Origin of the sequence: Paenarthrobacter sp. (assembly GCF_031180005.1) — a bacterium.
GTDB lineage: Bacteria > Actinomycetota > Actinomycetes > Actinomycetales > Micrococcaceae > Arthrobacter.
The window spans coordinates 323,049-337,494 of record NZ_JAPSHI010000001.1; the positions used below are offsets into that span (position 1 = coordinate 323,049).

12 protein-coding genes are annotated in these 14,446 nt (G+C 60.0%); 1 reads left to right on the top strand and 11 read right to left on the bottom strand.

Annotated elements, in window-relative coordinates; all coding sequences use genetic code 11:
- Positions 1-66: 66 nt before the first annotated feature.
- The 5 genes from RIF72_RS01470 to typA all read right to left on the bottom strand — a co-directional run bounded on the left by RIF72_RS01470 (position 67) and on the right by typA (position 5,772).
- A complete protein-coding gene (locus RIF72_RS01470) occupies positions 67-1,350 on the bottom strand; it encodes a citrate synthase (RefSeq protein ID WP_026005754.1) in 1,284 nt (427 codons plus the stop codon).
- A gap of 232 nt (positions 1,351-1,582) precedes the next feature.
- Complete coding sequence (gene dapC, locus RIF72_RS01475; RefSeq protein WP_309073122.1) at positions 1,583-2,731, bottom strand: succinyldiaminopimelate transaminase; 1,149 nt, start codon at positions 2,729-2,731, stop codon at positions 1,583-1,585.
- 12 nt (positions 2,732-2,743) lie between these two features.
- On the bottom strand, positions 2,744-3,070 hold the full coding sequence (gene fdxA / locus RIF72_RS01480; RefSeq protein WP_017200392.1) for a ferredoxin: 327 nt from the start codon (positions 3,068-3,070) through the stop codon (positions 2,744-2,746).
- A gap of 319 nt (positions 3,071-3,389) precedes the next feature.
- Positions 3,390-3,821: a hypothetical protein gene (locus RIF72_RS01485; protein ID WP_309073123.1), complete on the bottom strand. Its 432-nt coding sequence runs from the start codon at positions 3,819-3,821 to the stop codon at positions 3,390-3,392.
- A 34-nt stretch (positions 3,822-3,855) separates the two neighbouring features.
- Complete coding sequence (gene typA, locus RIF72_RS01490) at positions 3,856-5,772, bottom strand: translational GTPase TypA (protein ID WP_309073124.1); 1,917 nt, start codon at positions 5,770-5,772, stop codon at positions 3,856-3,858.
- A 193-nt stretch (positions 5,773-5,965) separates the two neighbouring features.
- On the opposite strand from typA, the gene RIF72_RS01495 reads away from it, so the two are divergent.
- Positions 5,966-6,928 (top strand): SGNH/GDSL hydrolase family protein, encoded by a 963-nt coding sequence (locus RIF72_RS01495; protein ID WP_309073125.1) that lies wholly within the window; start codon positions 5,966-5,968, stop codon positions 6,926-6,928.
- Positions 6,929-7,125: 197 nt separating this feature from the next.
- Here RIF72_RS01495 and RIF72_RS01500 read toward each other — a convergent pair whose 3' ends face one another.
- The 6 genes from RIF72_RS01500 to RIF72_RS01520 form a co-directional block, all read right to left on the bottom strand.
- Positions 7,126-8,835 (bottom strand): ABC transporter ATP-binding protein, encoded by a 1,710-nt coding sequence (locus tag RIF72_RS01500; RefSeq protein ID WP_309073126.1) that lies wholly within the window; start codon positions 8,833-8,835, stop codon positions 7,126-7,128.
- A 10-nt stretch (positions 8,836-8,845) separates the two neighbouring features.
- A complete protein-coding gene (locus RIF72_RS01505) occupies positions 8,846-9,790 on the bottom strand; it encodes an ABC transporter permease (protein ID WP_309073127.1) in 945 nt (314 codons plus the stop codon).
- The gene (locus RIF72_RS01510; protein ID WP_309073128.1) at positions 9,780-10,709 is read right to left on the bottom strand and encodes an ABC transporter permease; all 930 of its coding nucleotides are present in this window, start codon (positions 10,707-10,709) and stop codon (positions 9,780-9,782) included. Before RIF72_RS01510 ends, RIF72_RS01505 begins: the two co-directional genes overlap by 11 nt.
- Before the next feature lie 121 nt (positions 10,710-10,830).
- Complete coding sequence (locus tag RIF72_RS01515; protein WP_309073129.1) at positions 10,831-12,513, bottom strand: ABC transporter substrate-binding protein; 1,683 nt, start codon at positions 12,511-12,513, stop codon at positions 10,831-10,833.
- Positions 12,514-13,306: 793 nt separating this feature from the next.
- The gene (locus RIF72_RS20070) at positions 13,307-13,684 is read right to left on the bottom strand and encodes a type II toxin-antitoxin system PemK/MazF family toxin (RefSeq protein ID WP_375164186.1); all 378 of its coding nucleotides are present in this window, start codon (positions 13,682-13,684) and stop codon (positions 13,307-13,309) included.
- Entirely contained in the window at positions 13,681-14,415 is a 735-nt protein-coding gene (locus tag RIF72_RS01520) for a type II toxin-antitoxin system antitoxin SocA domain-containing protein (protein ID WP_309073130.1), read from the bottom strand. Before RIF72_RS01520 ends, RIF72_RS20070 begins: the two co-directional genes overlap by 4 nt.
- Positions 14,416-14,446: the final 31 nt, after the last annotated feature.

The window sequence follows — 14,446 nt, forward strand, 5'->3', positions numbered from 1 at the left end:
CCGCCGGCGCCCCCCCCCCCCCCCGCGGGGGGGGGGCCCGCCGTCGTTATTGACGCTGTTGCCGTATCAGTTGGCCGGGTAGTTGCGCTCCGGCTCCCCTGTGTAGAGCTGCCGCGGGCGGCCGATCTTGGTCTGGGGATCGTTGATCATTTCGCGCCACTGGGCAATCCAGCCCGGGAGGCGTCCAATGGCGAACAGGACGGTGAACATCTTCTCCGGGAAGCCCATGGCCTTGTAGATGAGGCCGGTGTAGAAGTCGACGTTCGGGTACAGCTTGCGCTGGATGAAGTAGTCGTCAGCCAGTGCCTTCTCTTCAAGGCGCATGGCAATGTCCAGCAGTTCGTCGTTGCCGCCGAGCTTGCCCAGAACTTCGTGTGCCGTTGCCTTGATGATCTTGGCACGGGGATCGTAGTTCTTGTAGACGCGGTGTCCGAAGCCCATGAGGCGGACGCCGTCTTCCTTGTTCTTGACCTTCTCCATGTAGTCCTCGGGCTTGATGCCGTCGGCTTGGATCTGGCGGAGCATCTTCAGCACGGCCTCGTTGGCGCCGCCGTGGGCGGGGCCGAAGAGGGCGTTGATGCCGGCGGACACCGACGCGAAGAGGTTCGCATTGGACGAGCCCACCAGTCGCACGGTGGACGTGGAACAGTTCTGCTCGTGGTCCGCGTGCAGGATGAGCAAAAGGTCCAGGGCCTTCACGACCACGGGATCCATTTCGTACTGCTCGGCGGGGAGGCCGAAACTAAGGCGCAGGAAGTTCTCCACCAGGTTCATGGAGTTGTCCGGGTAAAGCATCGGCTGGCCGATTGACTTCTTGTGCGCGTAGGCAGCGATAACCGGGAGCTTGGCCATGAGGCGGATGGTGGAAACTTCAACGTGCTCCGCGTTGAAGGGATCCAGCGAGTCCTGGTAGAACGTGGACAGCGCCGAAACAGCCGAAGAAAGCACCGGCATGGGGTGGGCGTCACGCGGGAACCCACCGAAGAAGCCCTTGAGCTCTTCGTGTAGGAGCGTGTGGCGGCGGATGCGCTGATCGAACTCTTCCAGCTCCGTGGGAGTGGGGAGGTTGCCGTAGATCAGCAGGTAGGAAACTTCGAGGAAGCTCGAGTGCTGCGCGAGCTGCTCAATGGGGTAACCGCGGTAACGCAGTACACCTGCGTCGCCGTCGATGTAAGTGATGGCCGAGGTGGTGGCCGCTGTGTTCATGAAGCCGGGGTCGTAGGCGACGGCGCCCGTCTGCTTCAGCAGCTTGGAAACGTCATAACCTTCGTTTCCTTCTACAACCTTGATGCGCGGCAGTTCGAGTTCGCCGCCGGCATGGCGCAGTGTCGCGCTGGTGGTCTCAGTCATGGAGTCCCCTTCATGAGGCCTCAGGGCCTCTATCGAACGCTTGTCCAACAACCTTCTGGTGTCGCCGCCTTCGGCCCTACTGTTGCAGGGCTCCAACGGCCGAAGTGCTTTCTTAGAGAAGGCCACCATTGATAGTCAGTTAAAAAGCTACCGCCAGTAACCCTACGGAACTAATCCGTACCGTCCGGTTACTGGCGGAATGACGCTATTAGTGGTGCAAGTCACAGCATTGTTATGAGGCCGTGCCAAGCCGTTCAACAGCGGCGTCAATTCGCTCGTCGCTGCCGGTGAGCGCCACTCGGATAAAGCCATTTCCGGCATCTCCATAGAAAACGCCCGGGCCTACAACGATGCCAAGTTCTGCGAAGCGGGCTACCGTGTCCCACGTGGCTTCGCCGGCGGTGGACCAGAGGTACAGGCCGGCCTTGGATTCGTGGATTTTCAGTCCAAACTTCTCCAGCGCCGGCACGATCCTCTCGCGGCGTCCGCGGTAAAGGTCCTTCTGGGCCAGGACATGGCCGGCATCGCCCAAAGCGACGCGCATGGCTTCCTGCACAGGGTAGGGAACGATCATGCCCGCATGTTTGCGGCTGTTGACCAGATTGGCCATGATCGCCGAATCTCCGGCTACGAACGCGGCACGGTACCCGGCAAGGTTGGACTGCTTGCTGAGCGAGTAGACGCATAGCAAGCCATCAGTGGAACCACCGGTAACCCGGGGGTCCAGAATGCTGGGGACAGCTTCGCCACCACGCTGGGCATCCCATTCGCCCCAGCCCAGCTCTGCGTAGCACTCGTCAGAGGCCACCACTGCTCCGAGCTCACGGGCCTGGCCGACTATCCGTTGGAGCGACTCGATGTCACGGACGCTGCCTGTGGGATTGCCCGGTGAGTTGATCCAGACCAATCGGACCTTCGCGCGAGTGTCGGGATCGAGTTCGTCCAGATCGTCAGCGGCAACGGCCGTGGCACCTGCCAATGAGGCGCCGATGTCGTAGGTCGGGTAGGCAACTGTGGGCCGCACAACGACGTCGCCCGCGCTCAAACCCAGCAGGAACGGCAACCACGCCACGAGCTCCTTGGAGCCCACGGTCGGCATGACGTCTTTGGGGTCCAGTCCCGGGACGCCACGACGCTTGGCGAACCAGGCCACAATTGCTTGCCGCAAGGCCTGCGTACCGTGAACCGTGGGATAGCCGTGGGCGTCGGCAGCGTTGGCCAGAGCCTCGCGGATCAACCCGGGAGTAGGGTCCACCGGCGTTCCGATGGAGAGATTCACTGCCCCGCCAGGGTGCTTGGCGGCCGTGGCGACATACGGCGCCATGGCCTCCCACGGATAGTCAGGCAGGTTCAGGCCGAAAGCGGGCGCCGCTGAAATCAAAGAAACTACCGCCTAGTGGTCTTGGTTCTGTGGGGGCAGTGCAGCAATGTACGGGTGGTCCTTACCCGTGTTACCGATCTTGGCGGCACCGCCCGGGGAACCGAGGTCGTCGAAGAACTCCACATTGGCCTTGTAGTAGTCGGCCCATTCTTCCGGGGTGTCATCCTCGTAGTAAATGGCCTCAACCGGGCACACGGGTTCGCAGGCTCCACAGTCGACGCATTCATCGGGGTGGATGTAGAGGGAACGCTCACCTTCGTAAATGCAGTCGACAGGGCATTCTTCAATACATGCCTTGTCCTTGACATCTACACACGGCTGCGCGATTACGTACGTCACGTCCCAGACCTCTCCACGGTTTGTCCCGGCGATGGCCGGGGTAATACGGCCGGCATCATGCCGGGCACTCAACTTCCGAGCCTATTATCCAACAGTGCGCTGACGCCAACCTAGCCCGCGTCTTAGTATGAAACGGTGACTCCCCCGAACTTGCCGCCCCGACAATTCCTCCTCGCAGCAGAACCAGGCATCCGGGTGGTGGTCAGGTACAGGATAGAGGACGGATTAACGGACGCTTTGGGCTATCTGGTGGGAACCACTGAGGGTTCCTGTACCGTCCGCACCCGTACAGCCGACGTCGAGATTCCGTTGGCAATGGTTATCGCGGCGAAAGAGGTTCCACCGCCGCCGCCGCGTCGGCAGTCCGTTCGCGTCGCAGCCGACTGACGACCTGCCGATTAACAACCACAAGCATGATTAACGTCACTACGCCGATGCCGAAGACCCACACGTTTCCCACGGGGTCGCCAAGAATCAACTGCTTGGCGGAGCCGGCTGAAGACAGGACGCCGACGGCGGCATAAGTCACCACGCCAGCCACCGCCGTCGGAATCACCGAGCGGGACCATGCAGCGAGCCACAACTGCACGGACGCAAGCAACAGCAAGGCGGCGGCCACGCCCGACGGAAGCTCGACGCCGGACCAGAGCAGAGTCTGCCGGTGCAGTACGGTGCCGGCCAGGGCAACGAAAAGAGCCGCCAGTACGGCCGTGGCAATTCCACGGACCGAACCGGCGGCTCCTCTCTTCATTCAGCTGTTCCGAACTGGTTCAGACCAGTACTGACTAGGACTTGGCGCGGGCGCGGTTGGCCTTGGCGCGCTCGTTGGAGTCCAGGATGACCTTACGGATACGGATGGCATCCGGGGTTACCTCGACGCACTCGTCTTCGCGGGCGAATTCGAGGGACTCTTCGAGAGTGAGATCGCGCGGCGGCGTCAAGTTTTCGAAGGTGTCTGAGGAAGCGGCACGCATGTTGGTGAGCTTCTTTTCCTTGGTGATGTTGACGTCCATGTCATCGGCGCGGGAGTTCTCGCCAACAATCATGCCTTCGTAAACCTCGGAGGTGGGCTTCACGAAGAAGGAACCGCGCTCCTGCAGGTTAATCATGGCGAATGGCGTAACAACGCCTGCGCGGTCGGCAATCATCGAACCGTTGGTACGGTATTCGATCGGTCCGGCCCACGGCTCGTAACCTTCAGAAATGGAGGCAGCGATGCCGGCGCCACGAGTGTCCGTCAGGAACCGGGTACGGAAACCAATCAGGCCACGCGCAGGGACGATGAATTCCATGCGGCACCAGCCGGTGCCGTGGTTGGCCATGTTGGTCATGCGGCCCTTGCGGGCAGCCATGAGCTGCGTGACGGCGCCGAGGTATTCCTCGGGCACATCGATGGTCATGTGTTCCATCGGCTCGTGCAGCTTGCCGTCGATGGTCTTGGTGACAACCTGCGGCTTGCCCACGGTCAGCTCGAAGCCTTCGCGACGCATCTGCTCAACCAGGATGGCCAGCGCGAGCTCGCCACGGCCCTGGACTTCCCAGGCATCGGGACGCTCGGTGGGGAGCACCTTGATGGAGACGTTGCCGATCAGTTCCTTGTCCAGGCGATCCTTCACCTGGCGGGCAGTGACCTTGGCACCCTTGACCTTGCCGGCCAGCGGCGAGGTGTTGATACCGATGGTCATGGATATCGCGGGATCGTCCACGGTGATCAGCGGCAACGGCTGCGGGTTCTCGGCGTCCGTGAGGGTTTCACCGATGGTGATTTCCTCGATGCCGGCGACAGCAACGATTTCACCCGGGCCAGCGGACTCGGTAGGCACACGGGTCAGGGCCTTGGTGGCGAGCAGTTCGGTGATCTTGACGTTCTTGAGTTCACCGTTTGCACGTGCCCAGGCAACGGTCTGGCCCTTACGGAGCGTGCCGTTGTAGATGCGGAGCAGGGCGAGGCGGCCAAGGAACGGCGATGCGTCCAGGTTGGTCACGTGTGCCTGCAGCACGCCGTCCGGGTTGTACGTCGGAGCGGGGATGTGCTCGATGATGGTCTTGAAGAGAGGCTCGAGGTCTTCGTTCTCCGGGGCAGAGCCGTTGTCCGGCTGGTCCAGGGATGCGCGGCCAACCTTGGCGGCTGCGTAGACGACGGGAACTTCGAGGACCTTGTCCAGGTCCAGGTCCGGAACTTCGTCAGCGAGGTCTGAAGCGAGGCCCAGGAGCAGGTCCATGGACTCGTGGACAACCTCGTCGATGCGGGCATCGGGACGGTCGGTCTTGTTGACCAGGAGAATGACCGGAAGGTGCGCGGCAAGGGCCTTGCGGAGCACGAAGCGGGTCTGGGGCAGGGGGCCCTCGGAGGAGTCGACCAGCAGGACGACACCGTCAACCATGGAAAGACCGCGCTCTACCTCGCCACCGAAGTCGGCGTGGCCAGGGGTGTCGATGACGTTAATGGTGATGGTCTCGCCGTTGGACGACGGGCCGTTGTACGCAACCGTGGTGTTCTTCGCGAGGATGGTGATGCCCTTTTCGCGCTCCAGGTCACCGGAGTCCATGACACGGTCCTCAACCTCACCATGGGAAGCGAAGGAGTTGGTCTGCTTGAGCATGGCGTCGACCAAGGTGGTCTTACCGTGGTCAACGTGTGCGACGATCGCGACGTTGCGCAGATCGCTCCGCGACGCAGTGTTGGTGATGGTTTCAGACATGCGTTAATGACTCGATTCAGTGGTGAAGTCAGCTGTTTGTATCCGCGCGCATACCTGATCGACTTGATCGGAACACACAGCGAAAAGACCCCGGGACACAGGGCACCTGCATCCAGTCTAAACGCAGTTGCATTTCTGAGCCTAAAAAGCAAGCCATTCAGGGCTGGGATGTGGTGCTGCTCACACTGTTGTGATGTTGCATAAAGGCAAGTCTGGATGCTGGATTTTCCCTGCCCTGTGCACCAAGATGGGCTGCAGAACCAGTGCCACGTGGAGAACAATGATGCGACAAGCTCCGGCCGTGTTCCGTATGCTCGCACCATTGATCGCCATAAGCGTTCTGTCGGTAGGCTGCGGACCAAGCCCAGCACCAACGACCGCCCCCTCTGGATCAACCACGCCCGGGCCTGCGCAAACAGCCGCCGCCGACAAACCGCTCAGGATTGCACCTGCCCCCAGTTCGCTCAACTTGCCCGTGGGCTCGCTATACAAGAACCCCGCAAACAATCGCAGCGAACTGGTTCTCGCGGACGTGCGCCACACCGCGGTACTCATTGGCGATTCCCAGTCAATGCCGAAGGATTCCTGGCCGCAGCAGGGCATCGCAGCCATGGGCTATAAATTGCACGTAGTGGGCATGGGTGGCACGGGTTACGTGGCCACCAACGGAAAGACCGGCAATTACATGGACGCGTTGCAGCGCGGCGACTGGGTACTGCCCTTCGGTGATCCACCGTTGATCGTGGTCCAGGGTGGCGGCAACGATGCCACCCAACGCGCCACGGACGCCCAGATCACCAGCAACGCCGAGCGGCTTCTCGCCGCCCTGAAGAAACGCTACCCGGGCACCACCTTGGCCATGATTGGAACCCTTGCCAGGGGCGTGAGCAACGGAGGCGGACGCCGTACTGAAATCGACGCCCTTCTGGGACGCATCGCCGCCAAGCACGGCATACCGTTCGTCAGCGCGGGCGACTGGCTCACCCGCTACAACGCAATCGGGGATCTCCAGGACGGCGTGCACCTGAAGCCGGCCGGACATGCAAAGTTAGGCGCTGCATTGGCTCGCGAATTCACTGCGCTTGGCCTTACGGCGCGCCCGGACAGAGCTGCCTCCACACCGGCATCTACACCTGAAGCTGTCCCTGCGCACTAGAGCGCGCGTTGCGGGGCCCGCTCTGCGCGCCTCGTCCACTAGAGCGCGCGTTGCGGGGCCCGCTCTGCGCGCCTCGTGAGCGCTATGACGCGCACAGCAGGCCCCGCAACACGAGGTTTAACGGCAAGAGCCGGTGGTTCCCTTCCCAGGGAACCACCGGCTCTTCTGCTAACCAACCATCAAACGCTCGACGTCGGTCAGGCCACCGCGGGTGGCAACAGGAGCGAACCGCCCGGAATGGCATCCAGGAGTGCTTGGGTGTAGGCCTCGCGCGGGTTGTCGAAGACATCATCCGTGCTGCCCGTCTCCACGAGTTTGCCCTTTTCCATCACGCAGACGTGGTCCGCGATCTGCCGGACCACCGCGAGGTCGTGGGTGATGAACAGGTACGTCAAACCAAGATTGTCCTGAAGGTCAGCCAGCAGGTTCAGCACCTGAGCTTGGACAAGGACGTCCAATGCTGAGACCGCTTCATCGCAGATGATGACTTCCGGATCCAAGGCCAAAGCCCGCGCAATGGCAATGCGCTGCCGCTGGCCACCCGAAAGCTCGTTCGGGTACCGCTGCATCATGGACTGTGGCAGGGCCACCTGGTCCAACAGTTCCCGGACCTTCTTTTCCCGGCTGGCCGCGCTGCCGATCTTGTGCACACGAAGCGGCTCTTCAATGGTCCTGAAGATGTTGTACATCGGATCCAAGGAACCGTAGGGGTCCTGGAAGATCGGTTGCACCCGGCGACGGAACTTAAAGAGTTCCTTGCCCTTAAGCCCCGCGGTGTCCACATCGTCGAAGATGATCTGTCCCTCAGTAGGCTTTTCCAACTGGAGGACCATTTTGGCGACCGTGGACTTGCCAGATCCGGACTCCCCCACAATGGCTGTGGTGGTTCCCCGTTTGACGTTGAAACTGACGTCATCAACAGCAGCGAAGTCCGAGGACTTGCCCAGACCCTGGCGCAACTTGTAGACCTTGCGGAGGTTCTTGATCTGGAGGACGTCGTCCTGAACACGGCTCTCGTCTGCGGCAACCGGCGCCAGGAGGTCACCGGAAGCGACCCCCTGCTCCTTAGCCACCTGAATTCGGCGTGATGCAAGGGACGGCGCCGACTCCACCAAGCGGCGGGTGTACGGGTGCTGCGGATTGCGGAGGAGCTCCAAGGAAGGACCCGCCTCAACAACATTGCCTTGGTACATGACCACCACTTTGTCAGCACGTTCGGCTGCCAAGCCGAGGTCGTGTGTGATGAGCAGCACTGAAGTGCCGAGCTCAGTTGTCATGGTGTCCAAGTGATCCAGGATCCTGCGTTGAACCGTGACATCCAGCGCCGACGTGGGTTCGTCAGCAATGAGCAGCTTGGGCTGGCAGCTCAGGCCGATGGCGATCAGCGCACGCTGGCGCATACCGCCGGAGAATTCGTGAGGATACTGCTTGGCGCGACGCTCTGCGTCGGGAAGCCCGGCTTCCGCCAGGACACGGGCAACGTCCTTGGGGCCGTCCGGACGACCGTTGGCCTTCAGCGTTTCCCTGACCTGATAGCCAATCTTCCATACAGGGTTGAGGTTGGACATCGGGTCCTGGGGGACCATACCAATGTGGCTGCCACGAAGCTCGATCATGCGCTTTTCAGGAGCATGGGAGATGTCTTCCCCGTCGAGCAGGATCTGCCCGCCTGAGACGCGTCCGTTGTTGGGCAACAAGCCGATGGCGGCCAGCGCCGTCGTCGACTTTCCTGAACCCGACTCCCCCACAATGGCCACCGTTTCACCCGGCATGATGGTCAAGTGCGCGTTCTTCACGGCCTTGACCTCACCTGAGCCGGTCTTGAAGGTGATGGCCAAATCCCTGATTTCAAGGATTGGCTTTACGGGTGCCGTGGCTTCGTCAATTCTGATGTCGGCAGAAGTCATGTTCGCCTCCTTAGCGCTGACGGCTCTTGGGATCAAGAGCATCGCGGACGGCGTCGCCAAGCATGATGAAGCTCAGGACGGTGATGGACAGGGCTGCTGCCGGGTAAAGCAGGATTCCCGGGGTGGTACGGATGGACGCGTTAGCCGCGGAGATGTCGTTGCCCCACGACATCACGCTGGTGGGCAATCCAACACCCAGGAACGACAACGTCGCTTCCAGGACGATGAAGACACCGAGCTCCAAGGTGGCCAGCACGATAATCGGTGCCAAGGCGTTCGGCAGCGCGTGCTTCAGCAACGCCCCAAACTTGGAGACACCCAAGGAACGGGCTGCAGTAACGAAGTCCGAGTTTCGAACCTCAATGACTGCACCTCTGGTAATACGCGCCATCTGGGGCCAAGCCAAGAGAGATATGGTGATGACCACTGTCCAGACGCCACGGTTTTCCCTGAAGAAGGGAAGCTGAGTGACTACCAGTGCGCCAAGAATGATCGGCAGGGCAAAGAAGATGTCACCAACGCGAGCCAGGACCGCATCCAGCCACCCGCCGTAGTACCCGGCCAACGCGCCGAAGGTAACACCGATGATCACAACGCAGATCACAGAAAGGACACCTACGGAAAGCGAAGCCTGTGTACCGTGGATGACCCTGGAATAGACATCGCAGCCCTGCAAAGTGAAACCAAGTGGATGACCCGCCGTGGGCGCTCCCTCCGAATTAGCCAACTGGCAATCATTGTTGGGGGCAACGCTGGTAAAGAGGCCAGGGAACAAAGCGATGGTGGTCAGGAGCAGGATGAGAAAAGCGGAAACAATGAACATCGGGCGACGACGCAGCTTGCGCCAAGCATCGGCCCATAGGCTCACAGGGGCTTGATCAGTCTTGACGGAATCAGTGGCCTGCAGCGGGGTCTCGTCGACCGGGGCCACGAAGTGTTCGGAGTTACTGGTCATAGCGGATCCTCGGGTCAAGCCAGGCGTACAGGAGGTCAACCAGAAGGTTGGTGATGACGAAAACCAGAACCAGGACGCTGACGATCGCAACGATGGTGGGACCCTCGCTGCGTTGTATGGCCTGGAAGAGTTTATTACCTACACCCGGGATGTTGAATATGCCCTCGGTGACGATCGCGCCACCCATAAGCCCGCCAAGGTTGGCGCCGAGGTAGGTAACCACCGGAATCAACGAGTTCCTCAGAATGTGGGCCATGATGACCCGGGGACGCGAAAGCCCTTTGGCCGTTGCCGTGCGGACATAGTCGGCGTTCATGTTCTCGCTGACGGTTGCACGGGTTAGACGAAGGACATAGGCGAACGAAACCAGGCCAAGGACGAAGGCCGGCAGAAGCAAGTTGCCCCAGTCTGCGTTGGCACCCACCGTGGGTTTGGCCCAGCCTAACTGGACACCGAACACCAACTGGAAGACGAAGCCCAGCACGAATGTGGGTACGGCGATGACTACGAGCGAGACGATCAGAACCGTGGAATCAAACAGCTTGCCCCTGCGAAGACCGGCGAAGACACCAAAGGCAATACCAAAGACAGCTTGAATAATGAGTGCCTCAATGGCAAGCATCGCAGTCACGGGGAATGCCCGTGCCAAGGAGTCTGCGATGGGCTGCTGGGTGAAGTCGACACCGAGGTTGAAGGTGAAGATGTTCTTCAGGAAGATACCGTACTGAACCCAGAACGGCTGATCCAGGTTGTACTGCGCGCGAAGTGTGTCAATAACGCTCTGCGGTGGCTGCCGTTCCCCGAAAAGGGCGGCGATTGGATCGCCAGGGAGGGCGAAGACCATGTAATACACAAGGAGTGTGGTCCCAAGGAAGACGGGGATCACCTGAAGGAGCCTTCGCAAAATGTAGCGAACCACGGGTCACCCCTCTCCGTTGGTCGGGCGTTGCTGTGTCATTTGTGCCTTCCTGCCGGGCAAGCAAGGGGGCCCGGCGCATTGGCCGGACCCCCTGCCGCATGGCAAGTTCAGATCCTGAGGACTACTTGGCCTCGATGTTGTAGTAGAGGATTCCGCCATTCCAGCCGGTGTCAGCTGAGACGACGTTGTTGCTCCACACGATCGGACGGTTCAAGTACCACAGGGGAAGGCCTGGGAGATCCTCGAACAGGATTTCCTGTGCCTGGTTGAACTTGGCGTTAGCCTCTTCCGGAGTCTTGGATCCAAGACCTTCCTTGAGCAGCTTGTCGAACTCCGGGTTGGAGTACTTCTCGTAGTTGGACGAGGCGTTGGTTCCCCAAACCGGTCCAAGGAAGTTGTAGAGGGACGGGTAGTCGCCCTGCCAGCCGGCACGCGTCAGGCCGGGAATGGACTGCGACTTGCGCAGGTCCAGAACTTCAGCAAACTTGGCGAAAGGCTGGATTTCCGACTCGATGCCGAGGTTGTTCTTGAAACCGTTGGCAACGGCGTCGATCCATTCCTTGTTTCCACCGTCAGTGTTGGAAGCAATCTGGAGCGGCTTTGAGGCGTCGTACGGCTGAAGCTTCTCGGCTTCTGCCCAGAGTTCCTTTGCCTTGGTCGCATCGAACTTCAAGACATCGTTGCCCGGGATGGAATCGGTGTACCCATCCAGCACAGGCGCGGTGAATTCGGTTGCCGGAGTGCGGGTTCCGTTGAAGATTACCTTGGTGATCTCGTCGCGGTTGATGGCGTGGGACAGTGCCTGACGGCGCAGCTTGCCGGCTTCACCCTGGAAGTTCGGGTTGTAGCCCGGGATGTTCAGAGTGGAGTTGTTGGCAACGGGCTTCGTGGAGTTACGGTCCTGGAAGTCTGTGGTGTAGGTCTTCAGCGCATTGGACGGCAGAACGTCCGTGACGTCAAGGTTGTCGCCCTGAAGATCCGTGTATGCCGGGCCCGGATCCGTGTAGAACTTGAAGGTCACGCCACCGTTCTTGGCAGCACGCGGCCCGCTGTAGTCAGCGTTCTTGACGAGGGAAATCTGCTGGTCATGGACCCAGGCGCCTTCCTTCTCGAACTTGTACGGACCGTTGCCTACGGGGTTCTCGCCGAACTTCTTCGGGTCCGCAAGGGCCTCGGAAGGAAGCGGGTAGAAGGCGGAGTATCCCAGGCGAAGCGACCAGTCAGCCTCGGGCTGGACCAGCTTGACCGTGATGGTCTGGTCATCTGTTGCGGCAAGGCCTGACATCGTCTGAGCGGTCGGAGCCGGAGTGGACGTCTTCTTGCCATCAGCGGCCGTGGTTTCATTGACGGCGCTGACATCGGCATAGCCTTCGATGGAATCGAAGAAGTAGCCGTTGTTCTGGAGGTTGGTGCTCAGGGCAGCGAAGTTCCAGGAGTCAACGAACGTTTTGGCCGTGATGGCCTCGCCGTTGGTGAACTTGGCGCCTGACTTGACCTTGATGGTCCAGTTCTGGGAGTCCTCGGTTTCGATGGACTCCGCCAGTGCGTTGACGGGCTTGCCGCTGGCGTCGTAAGCACGAAGGCCTTCGAACAGCAACTCGACTACGCGGCCGCCATACACCTCGTTGGTGTTGGCGGGGAGCAGCGGGTTTTGCGGTTCGTTGCTGTATGCGGAAATGACCTTGTTCGGGTCAGTTGCGGCCGAGTTGTTTGTATCGCTGCCGCCACCGCCCCCGCAACCGGTCGCTGCGAGGGCGATGATCGCCGCTACGCCTAGAGCTTTGGAAGTGCGCGAGAAACGCATTCCGCCTCCTATGTGTCGTGGAGTTGAGCAGGGAAAATTCGTGATCTCCCCCAGGCAAAGGCACAGTTTCCTACTGTGACGTTGCCTACATGTGTGTGTAAGCCTACCCACATTGTGTCCAGATGTTGGGACAAGCTGGCCAAACTGTAACCGTTCCGCAACCTCCAGATGCCTATACCGGCGCGGATTTCAAGTCAAACGCTACTCGGTGGTAATATTCGCTGTCTGACAGCAGGACAGGACCGATTTGGGCACAAAAAGGGGCCCCGGTTCTGTTGAACCTGGGCCCTTCGAAATTTGTGTGCTCTACACGTAGAAGCGGTACGCACCGGACATATCAGTGGGCTGCTGCGGCCGCCGCAATCATGGATTTCTAGGACTCTTCGGCGTTGGCTGATCCTCTCCAAATCGCTATCCCTGCGGACCCCCGGCGGACTCCATGCGGGCTAACCTCTGGCCGGAGCGCGTTTGGCTCGGTCCCTACGTCCGGTCTACTGGGTGGCTGTGCAGGTGTTGCGGTTCATAGCCTCGTCATCTCTGACTCAAGCTTCAGCTTCCCCGCCGATGTTAGGTCCGACTACTCGTAGGCTTCAAGACTGCCCGAAGCTTTCGGGCTGCAACGGCAGCAATGGAGCGGAGGTAATAGTCACCTAAAGGACCAATATGAGCGGCTCCTGTTCTCTCCGGGTCGCTCATATCGTGGGGAGGCTTTATTCAACCTGCGCGGTCAAGCTTCGCTAGGAAACTCAAAATGCCGACTTCGCCAACCCTCCGGGAATCTGCTACGCGGGCCTCAGTAGGCGCCTAGGTAGCCCAAGTAATTCGCCATTATTTGATCAACAAGCTTCGCGTCGAGCTGGCCTATCCTCTCACCAATGAAGTGCTTGTCCATCGGTTGGACAAGGCAGACACGTGCCCAGCCCTTGGAAGGCAGTCCTCCTGTATTTGCAGGAATCCTAATGTCGTACTCGCTGTTCTGTGCCCCAGATGACACCGGACATACGGTTACTACCGGCCAATGCCCATCGTCGTTCTTGTGGTCCCCTGTAAGAACGATGACGGGGCGTCGAGAATGGGACGTTCGGTGGTTTTCCGGTGGTAGTGCAACTTGCTCGTCGGGAACCCAGTAAACGTAACCGCGACGAATAGGCGTTGGGAATGCTGCTGTCAACGGCAGGCTTCCGCCGCTGATCTCCGAAGATGCTCCGTCCCCCGAAGCTCACGGCGCACCGTCTCGGCATCTTCCACAATCGGTTCTCTTGGGGTTGCTTTGAAGATGGATGCGTATCTCGTCAATGCGCTTTTGTAATCGTCAGTCTTTGCAACTATCCCAGGCTCGGCGAAACGTTCGAATTCAGTCCAAGAGTCGGCGATCTCATCGTTAGGCAGCACGATGTTTCTCTCACCCTCTCGGAAATGCTGCGGCCAAGGACCCACTGCATGTGTAATGTTGCGAAGCTTAGAAGCCGTGTAGCCCCCGAAGTAGTTCCAAACGCACTCCAGTGTTGCCAGGACCTCAGGACCTAGCTCGCGTGGAGCACGGGGCTCAGCTACGCGTATGGACTTGTTTCCAAAGGCGCTGTACTGACGATAAAGCGGCTGCACAACCGGCCCGTGGTCCCATGCCTGGATGGCTTCCCTTATCAACGAGCAGCCCGTTTCATGCATGAAACGACTCTGGGCGAGGTAGACAAGCTTCTGCAACTTCAGGTTACTTAGGTCCTGCTCTGGGTCCCCCTGTGCCTGAACAACGAACCACTGTGCAATCTGGGCAGCAGGTAGTTCGGCGGTTTGCTGAGATTTTTCGTGCACGTCGTTACACTCCTCCCGCGCAGTTCCTAATACCATCTTGGCACAGGAGTCCAAAAGCCTAGCGCCAAAGCTGATAACAAATCGATGCATCTTGGCATTCCCTATATACGGAATGCGCGAG

What these genes read in the sequence shown, in the direction of transcription:
- typA (WP_309073124.1), bottom strand. Translation starts at nt 5,772, where the DNA reads ATGTCTGAAACCATCACCAACACTGCGTCGCGGAGCGATCTGCGCAAC.
- RIF72_RS01515 (WP_309073129.1), bottom strand. Translation starts at nt 12,513, where the DNA reads ATGCGTTTCTCGCGCACTTCCAAAGCTCTAGGCGTAGCGGCGATCATC.
- RIF72_RS01505 (WP_309073127.1), bottom strand. Translation starts at nt 9,790, where the DNA reads ATGACCAGTAACTCCGAACACTTCGTGGCCCCGGTCGACGAGACCCCG.
- RIF72_RS01495 (WP_309073125.1), top strand. Translation starts at nt 5,966, where the DNA reads ATGTTGCATAAAGGCAAGTCTGGATGCTGGATTTTCCCTGCCCTGTGC.
- RIF72_RS01485 (WP_309073123.1), bottom strand. Translation starts at nt 3,821, where the DNA reads ATGAAGAGAGGAGCCGCCGGTTCGGTCCGTGGAATTGCCACGGCCGTA.
- RIF72_RS01470 (WP_026005754.1), bottom strand. Translation starts at nt 1,350, where the DNA reads ATGACTGAGACCACCAGCGCGACACTGCGCCATGCCGGCGGCGAACTC.
- RIF72_RS01520 (WP_309073130.1), bottom strand. Translation starts at nt 14,415, where the DNA reads ATGCATCGATTTGTTATCAGCTTTGGCGCTAGGCTTTTGGACTCCTGT.
- RIF72_RS01500 (WP_309073126.1), bottom strand. Translation starts at nt 8,835, where the DNA reads ATGACTTCTGCCGACATCAGAATTGACGAAGCCACGGCACCCGTAAAG.